Below are 16,935 nucleotides of genomic sequence, written 5' to 3' on the forward strand. Positions count from 1 at the left end.
CGCTCTCAGCGTTGGGCCAAAGAATTGTCATGAGTCTTAGCCTGCCCGCCTTTCGCCGCAAATGGTCTTGTCGCGGCTATATGTCCGTCGGCGCGGCAATGGTTACCGTCGTGCTCGGGTTCGCGGATGGGGCGGAGGCGCGCAAATATGGGTCCCCGCTGGACATCTTTGGTATTGCTGCACCACGGCCCCGCGCGACGGTTCATTCCGCCAATGTCTCTGGCAAGATTCCGCTCCCGAGGCCTCGCCCCGAGGAGGCCCCCAAGGCATCGGCCAAGGCATCGGACGAGGCTCCTTCGGAGACCGACGACAAGCCTTCCGCGGACAAACCTGGCGCCCCGAAGCCCGCCGAGGCGGCGCCGCCGCCCGAGAAGCAGGCCTCGGCGTGCCGCCTCGCGCTGACCGAGGAGATCGCGATCGCGCCCTCGATTCCGGATATCCGCGGGCCGGGCGCCTGCGGCGGTGAGGATCTGGTGCGGCTCGAAGCCATCGTGCTGCCGGACAAGCGCAAGGTGGCGGTCAAGCCGGCGGCGATCCTCCGCTGCACCATGGCGTCCGCAATCGCCGATTGGGTGCGCAAGGACGTGGTGCCGCTGGCCGCGAGCCTCGGCTCGACCATCAGCGATCTCGACAATTTCGACAGCTTCGAGTGCCGCGGCCGCAACCGCGTTGTCGGCGCCATGCTGTCCGAGCACGGCAAGGCCAACGCGATCGACGTGCGCGCCATCAAGCTCGCCAACGGGCAGTCGATCGGCCTGACCGACCGCACCATGCCGCGCGAGGTGCGCGAGCGCGTGCTGCATTCGGTCTGCTCGCGCTTTTCGACCGTGCTCGGCCCCGGCTCGGATTGGTACCACGAGGACCATATCCATCTCGACCTCGCGCAGCGGCGCAACGACTATCGGATATGTCAGTGGAACGTCTGGGATCCCCTGCCGCAGGTTGCCCCGCTCCTGCCGGCGGAACGGCCCGAGGAGGCGCCGCCGCGTGAGGTCGCGGCCAAACCCGAAGCGAAGCCCGAGGCCAAACCCGAAGCCAAGCAGGGAGTTAATGACGAGGCGGCGGAGAAATCTCCAGCGCCCGCGGACAAGCCTGCGGCCGATGGCAATAAAACCCAGCCGCACAAGCCGGCAACAAAAAAGCGCCGGTGAAACCGGCGCTTTTGAATGTCTGAGATCAGGAACCTGATCAGTAGCTGCCCGCCTGGCCGGTTTGGCTGCCGCCGAGTGCGAGGCGCGAATTGTAGGGCGAGTCGCCGTGCTTGGGCTCGAGCACCACAACGAGGGTGCCGACCTTGACGCGATCATAGAGGTCGATCGCGTCCTCGTTGGTCAGGCGGATGCAGCCCGACGAGATCGAGGCGCCGATATATTCCGGCTGGTTGGTGCCGTGAATGCGGAACAACGTGTCCTTGCCGCCGGAGTAGAGATACATCGCGCGGGAGCCCATCGGATTGTCCGGACCGGGGGCGACGAAGGTGGGCACGCCCAGACGCGAAATTTCGCCGGGGGTGGGGTGCCAGGCCGGCCACTCGGTCTTGCTGCCTACCTTGGCGATGCCCGACCAGGCCATGGCTTCTTCACCGACGGTGATGCCGTAGCGGATCGCCTTGCCGCCATCCATGACGTAGTAGAGGTAATGGTTGTCGGAATCGACCACGATCGAGCCCGGCGATTCCTTGCGGTGGTAATCGACGATAGCGCGGCGGAACGGCTCTGCGACCGCAGTTTTCTCGTACCTGACCTTGGCGAGGAGTTCCTTGTCTTTCGGCTTGAACGCCTTGGTGTCGGTCGCCTCGTAATGTGTGGCCTGCATGCAGCCCGACAGCATCAGGCCAGCGGCCAAAATACCAAGCGTAACTTTCAGCGACGACATGATTTGGTTCCAATCAACAACAACAAGCTTTCGCAGGGCTTGAGCAAGCCCAATTCCACGATTCCGTTGGCTCCATTATCGTTGAAATCTGCCACAATTCCAGCCTTTCGAAGCTTCTCCCGCGCTGCAAGACCTTACCTGTGGCTTTTCTGCCGCAAGTTTTGCGGGTCAGAGTCGGTTTCTAGGCAAAACCGTCGTAAGTGTCGATTCCGTGCCACAGTTGGGCCACGGCGTCGCCACAAATGCAAACGTTCCGTTAATGTGCTTGTCATCATCAACTTGTCAGAATCGCGCTAAGGGCTGTCAGTCTGTCGCAGGCCCCTGCTGGAGTTGTGCATGTTTTCTGTGTTCGTTCCTTCCGACTCCTCCCTCAAGAAAGCCATCGTCGAGGATCTCGCGGCAGTCCCGGAGCATGCGGTCTGGATCGACCTCGTCAACCCGACCGCGGCCGAGGACAAAGCCGTCGAGAGGCTCTCGGGGATTGCGATCCCGACCCGGGAAGACATGCAGGAGATCGAGATCTCCAGCCGCCTCTATATGGAGAACGGCGCGCGCTACATGACCGCGACGCTGATGTGCCACTCCGATACCGATATGCCCCGGACCACGGCGGTGACCTTCATTCTCGGCGACCACCGCCTGGTAACGGTGCGCTATGACCAGCCCAAGCCCTTTGCGCTGGTCGAGGCCAAGCTGGCGCGTTCCTGCACCCCGGCCATCACCGGCGAGATGGTGCTGATGGAGCTGCTCGATGCCGTGATCGACCGCTGCGCCGACATCCTGGAGCGCTGCGGCGCCGAGATCGATCAGGTCTCGCATGACATCTTTGAGCCGGAGAGCGAGCGCCACGGTCACGCCAAGCAATATTCGCAAATCCTGATCTCGATCGGCCGCAAGGGCGATCTGACCTCCAAGGTTCGCGAGAGCCTGGTCTCGATCGGCCGCGTCGTCGCCTTCCTCTCGGCGGTGGTGGAGGGCGTGAAATGGTCGAAGGACATGCGTGAGCAGCTCAAGACCATGCAGCGCGACGTCGTCTCGCTGACCGACCACGCCTCCTACCTCTCCAGCAAGATCACCTTCGTGCTCGACGCCATGCTCGGCGTCGTCAATCTCGAGCAGAACAACATCATCAAGCTGTTTTCGGTCATGGCGGTCGTCCTGATGCCGCCGACGCTGATCGCCTCGATCTACGGCATGAACTTCAAGTCGATGCCGGAACTCGAATGGGCGCACGGTTATCCGTTCGCGCTGGTCTTGATGCTGATCGCGGCGATCGTTCCCTACTGGATCTTCAAGTGGAAGAAGTGGCTGTAATAGCTACCGAGACCTTACGCCGGACGCAGAGACACGGTGTCTGGTGTCGCAGAATAGAGCGGGATTGCGGCCGCACGGCGATGTATGCTCGCCGCCCCAATTCCTCCGGTAAAATTTGAGCGGTGGGCTGAACGTTTGCGCGAAACTTGTCTGCGATAAGCAGAGTGTTAGCCGCGAGGAACAGCCATGGTTGAAAAACAAATAACGTCGCCCCGCAACGTCATCAATCTGGCGAACTATCGTCAGGTCCTGGCGAGCGGCAAGGCGTCGTCGATGTCGGCGCGCATGTGCCGACACTGTGGTGCTCCGCTGCTCGACGGCGAGAACGACGACGATTGCTCGACTGCAATCAGCACGGCCGCTCCGCAGCCACGCGAGAGGTCACGTCGGATTCGACTCGATTGAGGAACGGAAGCTAAGGGCGATCCAGGTCTTGCGGCGGCGTTGTCTGGATCGCCTTGCTTCCCCGGCGTTGTTTCCAACATCATCATTGCGAGGAGCTCGCGACGCAGTTGCGAAGCAATTTTGCGCTGAAGCGACGAAGTAATGACGAGGTAGCCTACACGTGCTGGCCGCCGTTGATGTGGATCTCGGCGCCGTTGACGTAAGAACTGGTGTCCGTGCACAGCACGTAGATGATCTTGGCGACCTCGTCCGGCGTGCCGAGGCGGTGCATCGGGATCTGCTGGTCGACGATCTTCTCGGTGCCCGGCGACAGGATCGAGGTGTCGATCTCGCCGGGTGCGATCGCGTTGACGCGCACGCCGACGCGGCCGAAATCGGAGGCCATCTCGCGGGTCAGGGATGCGAGCGCAGCCTTCGAGGTGGCGTAGGCCGCGCCCGCGAAGGGATGCACGCGCGAGCCCGCGATCGAGGTGACGTTCACGACAGAGCCCTTGGCCGTCTTCAGTTCCTCAATCAGTCCGCGCGCCATCATGATCGGGGCGAAGAAGTTGACGTTGAACACGTGCGTCCAGGTGTCGAGGTCGGTGTCGATCGAGCCGAGCCTGGAGCCGCCGGCGCCCTTCGGTGAGATCGCGGCGTTGTTGACCAGCGCATGCAGCATGCCGCCTTCGAGCCGGTCGCGGATGTCGGAGATCGCGCGGGTGGTATCGGCGGGCGTGGCAAGATCGACCTGGATATGGTCCTCAGGGCCTGCGTCCCACGGACAATCCTCCGGGAACGGATGTCGCGAGCAGGTGATCACGCGCCAGCCGGCCGAGGAGAAACGGATCACGGTGGCATGGCCGATGCCGCGGCTAGCCCCGGTCAGGAGCAGCGTGCGGCGCGGCGCATTGGAAGGCTGCGGCATGAAGGTCTTTCAGGTTGGAGCATGATCCGGACCCGGAGGGGCTTTCCGAAAGGATCATGCTCGAACAAAACACTAGGGATACATCCGCGTCTTGGACCATTTCTGGCCGGCCGCGTCACGGCGAAATTCGATGCGGTCGTGCAGGCGGAATGGGCGGTCGTGCCAGAACTCGATACGAGACGGCGTGATACGCCAGCCGCTCCAGCCCGGCGGACGCGGCACCTCGCCGATGATGTGCTTGGCGGCGACCTTGGCGATCGCCTGCTCGAAGGCGAAGCGGCTCTCGAGCTCCTGCGACTGCTTGCTCGCCCAGGCGCCGATCTGCGCCTGCTTCGGGCGGGTGGCGAAATAGGCGTCGGCCTCGGCCTCGGTCACCGGCGTCACGTTGCCGCGGATGCGGACCTGACGGCGCAGCGACTTCCAGTGAAAAAGTAACGCGGCCTTAGGATTTGCGGTGAGTTCGCGGCCCTTCTGGCTGGCGATGTGGCTGTAGAAGACGAAACCATCGGTATCGAAGCCCTTCATCAGCACCATTCGCACGTCCGGCAGGCCGTCGGCATCGACGGTGGCGAGCGCCATGGCGTTCGGATCGTTCGGCTCGCTCTTGATGGCTTCGTTCAGCCAGGCCTCGAACAGCGCAAAGGGCTCGTCGGCGGCGGTGAAATCACCGGATGTTAAGGGTGTCTGGTGTTTCATCGAGGTCGTGTCGGTCATGTCTGGGGTCCGAGTTGCGTCCTGCGGTCCAAAACGCGTCGTTGTCTGCTACCGCCCTATATAGGGTATGGGGACGCGTTGGCCTATCGGCGATCCGGCCGTCCGGCTTCGTCATGACGATCATTCTGATCGGGCTCGGCGCCGGCGGCTGCAGCTTTTCCCGCAACGACAAAAGTGCCTACGCCAAGGCCGACGACAGCGACCTCACCGGCTCGATCGCGATGCCGGCCAAGGCGCCGACCGACACCGATCTCGCCTTCGCCCGCAACGCTGCCTCCGACGTCCTCAGCAAGAACGACAAGGATTCCAGCCAGCATTGGGAGAACCCGGAAACCGGGGCGCGCGGTTCGGTCACGCCGATCGCGCAATCCTATGCCGCTGAAGACGGCCGCAAGTGCCGCGACTTCCTGGCGAGCTACGTCAACGGCAGCACCGAAAGCTGGCTCCAGGGTGCGGGCTGCCAAAGCAGCCGTGGCAGTTGGGAGATTCATACGCTAAAGCCGTGGCGGAGCTAGGAATCGCTTCACCAGGCTAGTTGCAAAAATACCACTCGCCCCCCACATGAGGCTCAAGTGGGGCGGGGAGCCCTTTGAACAATTCGATTTCTTGAAGGAGACGTGACGGATGCGCGACCCCTATGAGGTCTTGGGGGTGCCGCGGAGCGCCAACGCTGCCGCGATCAAGAGCGCCTATCGTAAGCTTGCCAAGAAGCACCATCCCGACAGCAACAAGAACGACCCGAAGGCGGCCGAGCGCTTCGCTGAGCTCAATACGGCCAACGAGATCCTCGGCGACGAGGACAAGCGCAAGCAATTTGACCGCGGCGAGATCGACGCCGACGGCAAGCCGCGCTTCCAAGGGTTTCCGGGCGGCGGCGGTGGGCCGCGCGGGCGCGCGGGTCCCGGCGGGTTCGAGAGCTATACGTTCCGCGGCGGCGGCGCGGGCCCTGGTCCGGGCGGCGGCGCGTTCGAGGACATCCTCAACAGCATGTTCGGCGGTGGGCCGCGTCCGCGGCCCGGGGCCGGCGGCGGTGCCCAGTTCGAATTCGACACCGGCGGGATCGGGCTCGATCTCGACGTTAATGTCGCCATGACCGTCTCGCTGGAGGAGGCGGTCAAGGGCGGCGAGAAGCGCGTTCGGCTGCCGAATGGCAAGGAACTCAACGTCAAGATTCCGGCCGGCGTCACCGAGGGCCAGCAGATCCGGTTGCGGGGACAGGGCGAGAGCGCTCAGGGCCATCCGCCGGGCGATCTCCTGATCACGATCGGCATCGCCCAGCATCCGTTCTTCAAGATCGAGGGCGCCGATCTCAGGATCGACCTGCCGGTCACGCTTTACGAGGCGGTGCTTGGCGGCAAGGTCCGCGTGCCCACCCTCGGCAATGCCGTGGAACTGTCGGTCCCGCAAAACACCTCCAGCGGCCGGACCTTCCGCCTTAAGGGCAAGGGACTGCCAAAAGCTGGCGGAACCGGGGATCTCTTCGTCACCATCAGGATTATGTTACCGGACGGGAACGACGCCGAGCTTGAAGCATTGATGGAGAAGTGGCGGGACCAGCACCCCTACAATCCGCGTAGCGGGCTTGGTTAAGCGTGATCCGGAAAGTGTGAAGGGGTTCTCCTAAAGACTGAGAGCGTTGTCCATCGAGATGATGCTCATCATATGCCCGAGGCGTGGTAGCCCTTCTTGGCTCACGTGCTACGTGTCGGCTGTCCGGCGGGGCAGCCGATAAAAAGGTGCGGCCTCGAGAGGGGGACCAGCGCGGTACCAAAAACCCCAATCGAGGCCGCCCGCGTCGATCGGCGGATCGAACGCTGCTCATTTTCGCGTGATCATCCGGTGCGATAATGAGACGCGCCGATGTCTTCATTCCAAATTTTCAATGTCGGAATCGAGGCACCGCGTTTGCGTGGTTGTCTAGGTGCCGCTTTTCTCTGCCTGGTCGTAGACCGCCTGCGCCACTTTGGTCAGCCGATCCCGGTCGCCGCCACCGCTGACGACGTAGCCGACGCCGCGCTCCGACCAGAACAGCGCCCCGTCCTTGTCCGTTCTGGCGTAGCGCATCTGCGTCGCGCCATTCTCGGTCTTGGCGGTGTAGATCGTGTACCGCTCGCCCGAGGCGCCCTCATACATCAGGAACGACGCCGGCCCGTTCGGCCCCGGCAAAAGCCGGCCACCGACGAGCTTCAGTCCACTCGCCTCCAGGTTCGGTGCAAACACGGTCCAGCCGCAGCGTCTGGTCAGCCAGGCCTGGAGGTGGTCGCGCTCGTTGCCGCCGACCTCGACCGGATGGCGGACCTCGACGACATAGAGCCGGTGGGCGTCGAGCGCGTCAGTCGTAAAACTCTGGAAGGTCGACGGCGCGTTGGCGGCGCCATGCCCCAGCCAGCCGGCGGCGCCGCCGGCGACGAAGGCCACCAGCACGGCCGCGGCGGCGCCATAGAGCCAGTGCCGCGGGCGGCGCTCCAGCCGTTCGAGCTCGAGCCGCGCCGGCACCGGCTCCTGGGCGACCGAATCGTAGCGGGCGTGCAGCATCTCGGCCATGGCGCGCCAGGACTGCACGCGCTCGCCATCCTCAGGCTGCGCGGCAAGCCAGGCCTCGACGTCGGCGCGGCGTTCGGCCGGCAGCTCGCCGTCGACATAGGCGTGCAGTTCGTCCTCGGTCACTGGGATCTTGCGGTCGTTCATATCGATCGTCTCTGGCTCTGCGGCCCAAAATGTTCTTCGTGGTTCAACTGCGCCGCTTCCCATGCCATGCAGGAGGAACGACCGGCGCGATGCATCAATCCTGCCATCATTTCACCCGCCTGAGCGCCGGGCGCTCACCCTCCAGCGAGGCTTTGACGTGGGCGCGGGCGCGTGCCAGGCGCGACATCACCGTGCCGATCGGCACGCCCTGGATGTCGGCGACCTCGCGGTAGCTCATGCCCTCCAGCATCACCAGGAGCAGCACCGAGCGTTGCTCCTCGACGAGCGTCGCCAGCGCCCTCTCGATATCGCGCCCTTCGGCTTCGGTCCCGCTGGCATCCGGATTGTTCTCCGTCAGCTGCATGAATTGCGGTCGCCGTGCCAGCGAGCGCCGCCGGTTCTTGTTGAGGTTGGTCAGGATCGTATAGAGCCAGCTCCTGACGTCGCCCCCGAGAAACAGGCGCTCCGAACGCAGCGCCCGCACCAGTGTATCCTGCACCAGATCGTCGGCCGCATCCGCCTCGCGCGTGAGCGCGCGGGCGTAGCGGCGCAATGCCGGGATCATGGCTTCAACGCTTTGGCGAAACGCACTCATTGCGGTCTTGACGTCCTGATGTTCGGCGCGAGCGCCACAACGATCATAACACCCGAGCGGAACGGCTATTCCGGCGCTTGAAACAGCGTTAACGCCGCGTATTAGGACTGTACCGCAACGGAGGGCTGGTGTACCTCCAAACCTCACCGGGAGCTCGACGGGACGTTAGCAAAATGGCGCAGAATTCAGGTCTGATGCAGGGCAAGCGGGGCGTGGTCCTCGGCGTTGCCAACAACCGCTCGATCGCCTGGGGCATTGCCAAGGCATGCCACGCGGCCGGCGCCGAGCTTGCCTTCACCTACCAGGGCGATGCGCTGAAGAAGCGCGTCGAGCCGCTCGCCGCCGAGATCGGCGGGCTCGTGCTCGGCCATTGCGACGTCACCGATGCCGCAACCATCGATGCGGCCTTCGCGGTGCTGAAGGAGAAGTGGGGCAAGATCGACTTCCTGGTGCATGCGATCGCCTATGGCGAGCAACTCGACGGCCGCTACGTCGACACCACGCAGGAGAATTTTTCGAAGTCCCTGCTGATCTCCTGCTATTCGTTCACGGCCGTGGCGCAGCGCGCCGAGAAGCTGATGACCGACGGCGGCTCGCTCATCACGCTCAGCTATTACGGCGCCGAGAAGTGGATGCCGCATTACAACGTCATGGGCGTCGCGAAAGCGGCGCTCGAAGCGAGCGTGCGTTATCTCGCCGCCGATCTCGGCGAGAAGAACATCCGCGTCAACGCGATCTCGGCGGGGCCGATCAAGACCCTCGCGGCGTCCGGCATCGGCGATTTCAGATATATCCTGAAGTGGAACGAAGCCAACGCACCGCTGCGGCGCAACGTCTCCACGGAAGACGTCGGCGGCAGCGCGCTGTATTTCCTCTCCGACCTCTCGCGCGGCGTCACCGGCGAGGTGCACCACGTCGATTCCGGCTATCACGTGCTCGGCATGAAGCGCCCGGACGCGCCGGACATTTCGTTCGGCGGGAAGGACTAATTTTTCAGCCAGCAATGCCCGTGCCCACGATCTATTATCTGCGCCACGGCGAGACCGAGTGGAACGCGCTCGGGAGGCTTCAGGGCATCAAGGACATTCCGCTGAACGCGCGCGGTCGCGGTCAGGCCGTGCAGGCCGGCGGCATTCTCGCCGATCTGTTCAAGCGCGAGGGCCGCGACAAGGCTGCATTACCCTACGTGTCGAGTCCGCTTGGCCGCGCGCGAGAGACCATGGAACTGGCGCGGAGCAAGCTCGAACTGCCGACTGCGGACTATACGCTCGACGATCGCCTGCGTGAGATCGGCTACGGCACCTGGGAGGGACTGACGCTGGCCGAGAGCGAGGCCTCCGATCCCGACATCTACGCCCGGCGCCTCGCCGACAAATGGACGGTGGGCCCCGCGGGCGGGGAGACCTACGCCGATGTCCAGGTCCGCGTGCGCGCCTGGTACGACCAGCTTCGGACCGACACCGTCGCGGTCGCCCATGGCGGGACCTGCCGGGCCCTGATGGTTTCACTCGGCCTGGAGACGCCGGCGAGCGCCGCCGAACTCTACATCGAGCAGGGCGCCGTCTACGTGTTCCGCGACGGGCTGCTGGAGAAGTTTAGTTAAGCCGGCTCGCCGTCTCCGTGGCGGCTGCGGGTTTGACCCCCGGCGCCCCGCGCGTTACCACACGCGGGAACCGAGCCTGCGAGCAGCGATGTCCTTCAACACCTTCGGCCACATGTTCCGCGTCACGACCTTCGGCGAGAGCCATGGGGTGGCGATCGGCTGCGTGGTCGACGGCTGCCCGCCCATGATCCCGCTCGTCGAAGCCGACATCCAGGGTGATCTTGATCGCCGCCGGCCCGGCCAGTCGCGCTTCACGACCCAGCGTCAGGAGCCGGACCAGGTCAAGATCCTCTCCGGCGTGATGGCGCATCCGGTGACCGGCGTGCAGGTGACGACGGGCACGCCGATCGGGCTCCTGATCGAGAACACCGACCAGCGCTCGAAGGACTATTCCGAGATCAAGGACAAGTTTCGCCCTGGTCATGCCGACTTCACCTATGAAGCGAAGTACGGCCTGCGCGACTATCGCGGCGGCGGCCGCTCGTCGGCGCGCGAGACCGCCACTCGCGTTGCCGCCGGCGCGATCGCGCGAAAGGTGCTGCCCGACGTGAAGGTGCGCGGCGCGCTGGTGCAGATGGGCCCGCACAAGATCGACCGCGCGAAGTGGGACTGGGACGAGATTGCGAAAAATCCGTTCTTCTGTCCCGACAAGGACAAGGCCGCGTTCTTCGAGACCTATCTCGACGGTATCCGCAAGAGCGGCTCCTCGATCGGCGCGGTGATCGAGGTCGTCGCCGAAGGTGTGCCGGCAGGCCTTGGCGCGCCGATCTACGCCAAGCTCGACGCCGAGCTCGCCGCCGCAATGATGAGCATCAATGCGGTGAAGGGCGTCGAGATCGGCGCCGGCTTTGCCGCGGCCGAACTCACCGGCGAAGAGAACGCCGACGAGATGCGCACCGGCAATGACGGCACGCGTTTTCTGTCCAATCACGCCGGCGGCGTGCTGGGCGGCATCTCCACGGGGCAGCCGGTGGTGGTGCGTTTCGCGGTCAAGCCGACCTCGTCGATCCTGCAGCCGCGTCTCACCGTCGATCGCAACGGTGCCGACACCGAGATCATGACCAAGGGCCGCCACGATCCCTGCGTCGGCATCCGCGCCGTCCCCGTCGGCGAAGCCATGATGGCCTGTGTGCTGGCGGATCATTTCCTGCGCGACCGCGGCCAAGTCGGGCGCTAGCGTTGCGCGAGGCGCTTGTACCGCGCCACTAGCCCACCGCGCAGCTTGACGATCCCACAACTTCGTCAGCAAATGCAGCCATGGAAAGCTCCGATCTCCAACGTATCACCAGCTGGCTGATCGACGGCGCCTGGTCGTCCAAGGCCCCGGCCGAGATGACGGCGGAAGCCTGCGAACGGATGGTCGCAGCCGGTCTGCCGCTATGGCGGTTCGGCATCTTCATCCGCACGCTGCATCCCGAAATTTTCGGTCGCAACTTCATCTGGCGGGAGGGCGAGGAGGTCGAGATCGGCACGGTCGATTTCGAGATACTGGAGACGCCGGAATTCGCCAGAAGTCCGCTGCGGGTCGTGTTCGAGCAGGGACTTGAGGTGCGGGGACGCATGGACGATCCCGGCAGCAAGCATTTTCCGTTTCTCGACGACATGCGTGCCGAAGGCGTAACCGACTACGTCGCGATGCCAATGCCGTTTCTCGACGGCTCGGTCCACGCGACGAGCTGGACCACGCGCCATCCAGGCGGCTTCACCGATGACCACATCGCTGCGATTCACGCTATCGTCAAGCCGCTCGCGCGCATCACCGAGATCATCAGCCTGCGCCGCACTGCCGAGATGCTGCTCGACACCTATGTCGGCAATCGTGCCGGCGCGCGCATCCTTGGCGGTCAGATCCGCCGCGGCCACAACGACACTATGCAAGCTGCGATCTGGCTCTCCGATCTGCGCGGCTTCACCGCACTGTCGGACCGGCTGCCGGCCGAGACCGTGGTCGAGATCCTCAACCATTATTTCGACTGCCAGGTCGCCGCGATCCGCGGCCATGGCGGCGAGGTGCTGAAATTCATGGGCGATGGCCTGCTCGCGGTGTTCCCGATCGACGAATATGTCGGCGATGCCGCGCATGTCTGCACGCGGGTGCTGGAGGCGGCGCGCGAATCCCGCGCCAGCGTCGAGGCGCTCGCGTATCCTGTCGGCGACGTCATCGAGCGCTTCCGTTTCGGCGTGGCGCTCCACGTCGGGAATATCCTCTACGGTAATATCGGTGGCGGCAACCGCCTCGACTTCACCTGCATCGGCCCGGCCGTGAACCTTGCCGCCAGGCTCGAGAAGATAACGGGTCGCCTGGGGCGGACCGTCGTGGCCTCGGAAATGTTCGCCAATGTCTGCCGCCACGACTGGCACGAGCTCGGCGAATTCCCGATCGCGGGCTTTTCAAAGGCGCAGCGCGTGTACGGGCTGACGGAGGAGAGGCCGGTGGCGATGGCCTGAGGTCGTCCTCGGAGGTCCGCCGCCGCCAACCCGGTGAGCAGAATTCAGGCGTTCGACGCCATCACCGACTTCAACGGTACATCCAGCTGATAGACAAATCCGGACGGTTCGTAGGCCAGCCGCACCTGTCCGTTCAGTTGCTGGCCGAGCGACTCGATCATCCGGGTGCCGTAGCTCCGTCGTGTCGGCGGCGCCACCGCAGGGCCGCCGCTTTCGCTCCACTTCAGGCGCAGCCTTTGCTCGGTCTCGTCGACCGTCCATACGATCTCGACATGGCCGGAGGAACTGGACAGCGCGCCGAACTTCGTCGTGTTGGTGCAGAGCTCGTTGAATGTCATCGCGAGCGCTATCACGGCACCGGATGTGATCCTGAGGTCCGGCCCATTGAAATGGAATCGTCGGCCCCCCTGACTGTCATAGGGATCGGTGGCGCCGCTCAGGGTATGAGTGAGGCTCGCATTTGACCAGCTGACCTGTATCAACAGGTCGTGGGCACGCCCTAACGCCAGCAAGCGGCCATCCATGGCTTTTTGGCCTTGCTCCAGACTGATTGCGGTCCGGAAGCTCTGGGCTGCGATTGCGCTCACCGTCGCAAGCGTATTCTTGATGCGATGATGCAGCTCTCCGAGGATGAGCTTTTGCAACTTGTCGGCAGCCTCGCGTTCGTGGGCTTCGATGCCGGCTTGAGCGAGCAGGACCTTGGCGTCGGTGTCGGCCTGTTCCAGCAACAGGCGCAGATTGTCGTTTTCCGCTACCAGAACCGATTCCTGTGGCGATCGAGCAACCTCAAGGTTGTCCCCAGGATCCGTCGTTGTGGTCGGAAGGATTTTTAGCGCGCCCGCTCCGATCATGGTTTGCAACTGCGAGATCATTTCGTCGACGGCGAGCGGCTTGCGAAAGAAGCGGCTGTCGGCCGGCGTTTCGTTTTCAGACGGCTTTACCTGACCGGAAACCAGCACGATCTTGATGGCAGGCCAGCGATCGTGCACCGCGTGGGCCAGCTTCAAGCCGTCCATGGTCCCGGGCATCTGGATGTCGCTGAACAGAAGCGAGATGTCTGACCGCGACTCGAGGATCGCGATGGCTTCGTCGGCGTTGACGGCCTGCACAGGGCAGAAGCCTGCATCCTCCACGATATCGACCGCGCGCATGCGCAGGATCATCTCGTCTTCGACGACGAGAACATTCGGCAAGGAGGTTGGAGGTGTTGACATCTGTGCACGATACTTTCCTGGACATCCGACAAGCTCGGCCGGCGCTTTGCGATTGTTGGTTTAGCGGCGCGCCGTCACCAAACGAGCTTCATGAACCCTGACACCGGATTCACCTCGGCGCAGACACGACGCTTCGAAGTCCGGCCAGACCTGGCCCAGGCAGTTCCGGGTCACCGGGTGGCTCGCCAGCCGGTCCGCCTTCGCCAAAGCAACGGTTTCGCGCGCTTTCACTTGCGGAGCGAAGCCGGGCAACACCATTACGGACACTCCGAGGAGCGCGAACATCGCGAACGCGATAAAAGATTTCATCATGGGGGCTGCTTTGGCTGTTGACCGCCCCGTTTCGTTTGGGGACGCTGTTACAACAACCAAAATGAAATATAGTTCATTTCATACAACTTATATTTGAGGTGTGATTTGCAGGCGGATGCCGCCCTCGGCCCGGATCGTCACTCGACGTGAACAGGCCGCCGACCAGGTTGGCTTGCCACTACCTCGGTGTTTTGGGACCAGGCAGGCTTATCCAGTCATGAATATGCGAGGCCGTTTCGCTCAATCGCGCCGCTCTGAGCAGCGCTTCCCGCTGGACGCCGGGCGGGGCAATCTCTGCGCGACGACGAGCCTCGGCTGCCAATTGGGCAAGGCGATTGCTCAGCGGGATGGTTCTCTTGGTTGTGTCTTGCATAGGACGCTCCGCATTGGGCGGGAGCGCAAAGACTCTCTCAGTCACCGACGGATGCCGTGACGGGCCGGTGATGGCTTACCATGCGCCTGTTGACGGCCAATAGATACATTATTCGGCAGGGCAGATTCGGCGCCGAAATCGAAAGAGGGCGCCAAAGCACCAAAGCCGGACCGGTGCCGCTACTCCTCCGGCTCCGTCGTGAACAGCAGCGGATAGCCCTTCGTGCGGCCGGCATCCGTTGCGCGGGTAGCCTTGGTCTCGGCGACGTCCTTGGTGAAAACGGCGACCACGCAGGCGCCGAGCTTGTGGGCGGTGATCATCACCTTGTAGGCCTGATCCTCGGTCATGCGGAATTCGGCTTTGAGGATCATCGTGACGAATTCGCGGGGCGTAAAGTCGTCGTTGATCAGGATGACCTTGTGCAGCTTCGGTCGCTCGACCTTGGTCTTCGTCCTGGTTTTCGGTTTGGCAACAGTGTCGGCCATCGCTTCTGAAACGCCTTGGTGCAGTTGAGCTTCCAGCCAACCGATCATATTGCAGGACGCCGTCCTTCTCCAAGATGCTAGGCGCGCTTGTCATATGCGGCTCCGGATGAGCAGGAATGCGCCGCTGCGCTCGGCTCTTACGGAAGCGCGCGGACGAGTTGCATTGCGGCGATGAGGGCTGCAACGGACAACACTACCGATCCAATCATGTAGGCGGCCGAGGCCCATGTCTGTCCACGCTCGACCAGAGACCAGGCATCCAGTGAGAACGTCGAGAATGTGGTGTATCCGCCACAAATCCCCACCGTCAGAAATATCCGGGCGGCTTGCGGCAGGTTCCACCTCGTCGCGAACATCGCGGTGAAAACCCCGATCAGGAACGATCCCGTCACGTTGATGATCAGGGTGCCCCAGGGGAAATCGGTGCCGAACGCTCGGCCTGAACCGATCGCAACGAGATAGCGCACGATTGCGCCAAGCGCTCCACCAGCGGCGACCGCCAGAATGAATTGGACGTTCAACGTCTCGTTCCCCCGTTTGCCATTTCCATCATGTATCCTCCGTTACCAGCCCGCCGCCGACGGCAAATAGTCCCATCAGCGCGATCAGCGCAAAGCCGAGCCCGGCCAGGAAGGTGCCGGCCGGACCATAACTATCCCACAGCGCGCCGGCGATCACGCTTGCGGCCAGCAAGGCAAGACCGGTGAACAGGTTGAAATAGCCGAACGCGGTGCCGCGCAGGCTCGGTGGCGCTGCGTCAGCGACGAGGGCCGAGAGCAGGCCTTGCGTCAATCCCATATGCAGTCCCCACAGCGCGACGCCGAGGGCGAGGCCGCCAAGGTTTGGCAGCAGTGCGAGCGCGAGATCGGCGCCGGCGAGGAAGACGAGGCCGAGCGCGAGCAGGCCGGTGCGGTTGATCCGGTCCGAGAGCACGCCGGCCGGATAGGCCGACAACGCATAGACGATGTTCATCAGCACCAGCACGGCCGGCACCCACATCGCATTGAGCCCGATGTTCTGCGCGCGCAGAATCAGGAAGGCCTCGCTGAAACGCGCTAGCGTGAACACGACGCCAACCGCGACGACACGCCAGTACACGGATCCAAGCTGGCGCATCGCGGCCATGTTGAGCGGATTCTTTGACGGCTCCCGGCCTGGGTCAGGCTCCGGCTCGCTCACCGCGAACACGATCAGTCCGAACGACAGGAACGCCGGCAGCACCGCCACCCAGAACACCAGCGTAAAATTGTCCACCGTCCACCACATCAGGCCGATCGCGATGAGCGGCCCGACGAACGCACCGATGGTGTCGAGCGACTGCCGCAGGCCGAAGCTCGCGCCGCGCAGGCCGATGGGCGCGATATCGGCGATCAGTGCATCGCGCGGCGCGCCGCGAATGCCCTTGCCGACGCGGTCGATGAAGCGCGCGGCAACCAGCCATCCGACGCTGGGGGCAAGCGGGAACAGCGGTTTTGTCAGCGCGGCGAGCCCGTAGCCGAGCGCGGCGAGCAATTTGCGCCGGCCGAGCCAGTCGGACAACGCGCCGGAGAAGATTTTCGTGATCGAGGCGGTCGCCTCGGCAATGCCCTCGATGAAGCCCACGGTGAGCGTGGAGGCGCCGAGCACGGTGACGAGATAGACCGGCAGCAGCGCGTGGATCATCTCGGAAGAGACGTCCATCAGCATCGAGACGAAGCCGAGCACCCAGATCTCCCTGGGCAGGCCCGCACGTGCAGCATTCGGTGTTGTCGTCGTCACGTCCAGGACTTCTCCTCGGCCTCTGCTTGACCTCTCCTTGGCCTTCGCATCCGGGCAACAAAAAACCCGCCAGCGGCGGGTTTGTCCATGCTCCCGCCGAAGGCAGAGGCCTGAAAATTGCCCCTCCTCAAGCAGGAGTCATCAGCCCACTACGGTCACAGGCCGCCGGGCGGTTGTCGGGGGACTCCATCCCCATCTGTCCGGCCAGCCTAACATGGAAATCGCGCCGGACAAGTGGGCGAGG

19 protein-coding genes and 1 riboswitch are annotated in these 16,935 nt (G+C 63.8%); of the genes, 9 read left to right on the forward strand and 10 right to left on the reverse strand.

Going from position 1 to position 16,935, the window contains the following annotated elements:
* The first annotated feature begins 29 nt into the window (after nucleotides 1-29).
* The gene (locus tag IVB45_RS09570; protein WP_247356898.1) at nucleotides 30-1,151 is read left to right on the forward strand and encodes an extensin family protein; all 1,122 of its coding nucleotides are present in this window, start codon (nucleotides 30-32) and stop codon (nucleotides 1,149-1,151) included.
* A 37-nt stretch (nucleotides 1,152-1,188) separates the two neighbouring features.
* Here IVB45_RS09570 and IVB45_RS09575 read toward each other — a convergent pair whose 3' ends face one another.
* Entirely contained in the window at nucleotides 1,189-1,875 is a 687-nt protein-coding gene (locus tag IVB45_RS09575; RefSeq protein WP_027568704.1) for a L,D-transpeptidase, read from the reverse strand.
* 336 nt (nucleotides 1,876-2,211) lie between these two features.
* Here IVB45_RS09575 and IVB45_RS09580 point away from each other — a divergent pair, with 336 nt between their 5' ends.
* Both IVB45_RS09580 and IVB45_RS09585 read left to right on the forward strand, forming a co-directional pair.
* The gene (locus tag IVB45_RS09580) at nucleotides 2,212-3,189 is read left to right on the forward strand and encodes a magnesium transporter CorA family protein (RefSeq protein ID WP_247356897.1); all 978 of its coding nucleotides are present in this window, start codon (nucleotides 2,212-2,214) and stop codon (nucleotides 3,187-3,189) included.
* Between the two features lie 186 nt (nucleotides 3,190-3,375).
* Nucleotides 3,376-3,594 (forward strand): hypothetical protein, encoded by a 219-nt coding sequence (locus IVB45_RS09585; RefSeq protein ID WP_027568706.1) that lies wholly within the window; start codon nucleotides 3,376-3,378, stop codon nucleotides 3,592-3,594.
* A 154-nt stretch (nucleotides 3,595-3,748) separates the two neighbouring features.
* On the opposite strand, the gene IVB45_RS09590 is transcribed toward IVB45_RS09585, so the two are convergent.
* Nucleotides 3,749-4,501, reverse strand: coding sequence for an SDR family oxidoreductase (locus tag IVB45_RS09590; protein ID WP_007607375.1), 753 nt, complete (start codon nucleotides 4,499-4,501; stop codon nucleotides 3,749-3,751).
* 72 nt (nucleotides 4,502-4,573) lie between these two features.
* The gene (gene pdxH, locus IVB45_RS09595; protein WP_247356896.1) at nucleotides 4,574-5,215 is read right to left on the reverse strand and encodes a pyridoxamine 5'-phosphate oxidase; all 642 of its coding nucleotides are present in this window, start codon (nucleotides 5,213-5,215) and stop codon (nucleotides 4,574-4,576) included.
* A 113-nt stretch (nucleotides 5,216-5,328) separates the two neighbouring features.
* Between pdxH and IVB45_RS09600 the strand changes: the two genes are divergently transcribed.
* On the forward strand, nucleotides 5,329-5,730 hold the full coding sequence (locus IVB45_RS09600; RefSeq protein ID WP_247290981.1) for an RT0821/Lpp0805 family surface protein: 402 nt from the start codon (nucleotides 5,329-5,331) through the stop codon (nucleotides 5,728-5,730).
* A gap of 109 nt (nucleotides 5,731-5,839) precedes the next feature.
* Nucleotides 5,840-6,805, forward strand: a complete 966-nt coding sequence (locus IVB45_RS09605) for a J domain-containing protein (protein ID WP_027568708.1) — start codon at nucleotides 5,840-5,842, stop codon at nucleotides 6,803-6,805.
* Between the two features lie 327 nt (nucleotides 6,806-7,132).
* Here IVB45_RS09605 and IVB45_RS09610 read toward each other — a convergent pair whose 3' ends face one another.
* Nucleotides 7,133-7,903 carry an anti-sigma factor gene (locus IVB45_RS09610; protein WP_027568709.1) on the reverse strand — a complete coding sequence of 257 codons (771 nt, stop codon included), beginning with the start codon at nucleotides 7,901-7,903 and terminating at the stop codon, nucleotides 7,133-7,135.
* Between the two features lie 106 nt (nucleotides 7,904-8,009).
* Nucleotides 8,010-8,498 carry a sigma-70 family RNA polymerase sigma factor gene (locus tag IVB45_RS09615; RefSeq protein ID WP_007594679.1) on the reverse strand — a complete coding sequence of 163 codons (489 nt, stop codon included), beginning with the start codon at nucleotides 8,496-8,498 and terminating at the stop codon, nucleotides 8,010-8,012.
* 173 nt (nucleotides 8,499-8,671) lie between these two features.
* Here IVB45_RS09615 and fabI point away from each other — a divergent pair, with 173 nt between their 5' ends.
* The 4 genes from fabI (at nucleotide 8,672) to IVB45_RS09635 (ending at nucleotide 12,549) form a co-directional block, all read left to right on the forward strand.
* Nucleotides 8,672-9,487 carry an enoyl-ACP reductase FabI gene (gene fabI, locus IVB45_RS09620; protein ID WP_027568710.1) on the forward strand — a complete coding sequence of 272 codons (816 nt, stop codon included), beginning with the start codon at nucleotides 8,672-8,674 and terminating at the stop codon, nucleotides 9,485-9,487.
* A gap of 14 nt (nucleotides 9,488-9,501) precedes the next feature.
* Complete coding sequence (locus IVB45_RS09625; protein WP_247356895.1) at nucleotides 9,502-10,101, forward strand: histidine phosphatase family protein; 600 nt, start codon at nucleotides 9,502-9,504, stop codon at nucleotides 10,099-10,101.
* 88 nt (nucleotides 10,102-10,189) lie between these two features.
* Nucleotides 10,190-11,278: a chorismate synthase gene (aroC, locus tag IVB45_RS09630; RefSeq protein WP_247356894.1), complete on the forward strand. Its 1,089-nt coding sequence runs from the start codon at nucleotides 10,190-10,192 to the stop codon at nucleotides 11,276-11,278.
* A gap of 80 nt (nucleotides 11,279-11,358) precedes the next feature.
* Nucleotides 11,359-12,549: an adenylate/guanylate cyclase domain-containing protein gene (locus IVB45_RS09635; RefSeq protein WP_247356893.1), complete on the forward strand. Its 1,191-nt coding sequence runs from the start codon at nucleotides 11,359-11,361 to the stop codon at nucleotides 12,547-12,549.
* Nucleotides 12,550-12,593: 44 nt separating this feature from the next.
* On the opposite strand, the gene IVB45_RS09640 is transcribed toward IVB45_RS09635, so the two are convergent.
* The 5 genes from IVB45_RS09640 to IVB45_RS09660 all read right to left on the reverse strand — a co-directional run bounded on the left by IVB45_RS09640 (nucleotide 12,594) and on the right by IVB45_RS09660 (nucleotide 16,691).
* Entirely contained in the window at nucleotides 12,594-13,763 is a 1,170-nt protein-coding gene (locus IVB45_RS09640; protein ID WP_247290974.1) for an HWE histidine kinase domain-containing protein, read from the reverse strand.
* A gap of 60 nt (nucleotides 13,764-13,823) precedes the next feature.
* Nucleotides 13,824-14,075: a hypothetical protein gene (locus tag IVB45_RS09645; protein WP_247356891.1), complete on the reverse strand. Its 252-nt coding sequence runs from the start codon at nucleotides 14,073-14,075 to the stop codon at nucleotides 13,824-13,826.
* 552 nt (nucleotides 14,076-14,627) lie between these two features.
* Nucleotides 14,628-14,933 (reverse strand): ATP-dependent Clp protease adapter ClpS, encoded by a 306-nt coding sequence (gene clpS / locus IVB45_RS09650; protein WP_027568716.1) that lies wholly within the window; start codon nucleotides 14,931-14,933, stop codon nucleotides 14,628-14,630.
* 137 nt (nucleotides 14,934-15,070) lie between these two features.
* On the reverse strand, nucleotides 15,071-15,454 hold the full coding sequence (gene crcB, locus IVB45_RS09655) for a fluoride efflux transporter CrcB (RefSeq protein WP_247356889.1): 384 nt from the start codon (nucleotides 15,452-15,454) through the stop codon (nucleotides 15,071-15,073).
* Between the two features lie 28 nt (nucleotides 15,455-15,482).
* Nucleotides 15,483-16,691 carry an MFS transporter gene (locus IVB45_RS09660; RefSeq protein WP_247356886.1) on the reverse strand — a complete coding sequence of 403 codons (1,209 nt, stop codon included), beginning with the start codon at nucleotides 16,689-16,691 and terminating at the stop codon, nucleotides 15,483-15,485.
* Between the two features lie 125 nt (nucleotides 16,692-16,816).
* A riboswitch (Fluoride riboswitch) is annotated at nucleotides 16,817-16,894 on the reverse strand.
* Between the last annotated feature and the right edge of the window lie 41 nt (nucleotides 16,895-16,935).

It is taken from the genome of Bradyrhizobium sp. 4 (assembly GCF_023100905.1).
Taxonomy (GTDB): domain Bacteria; phylum Pseudomonadota; class Alphaproteobacteria; order Rhizobiales; family Xanthobacteraceae; genus Bradyrhizobium.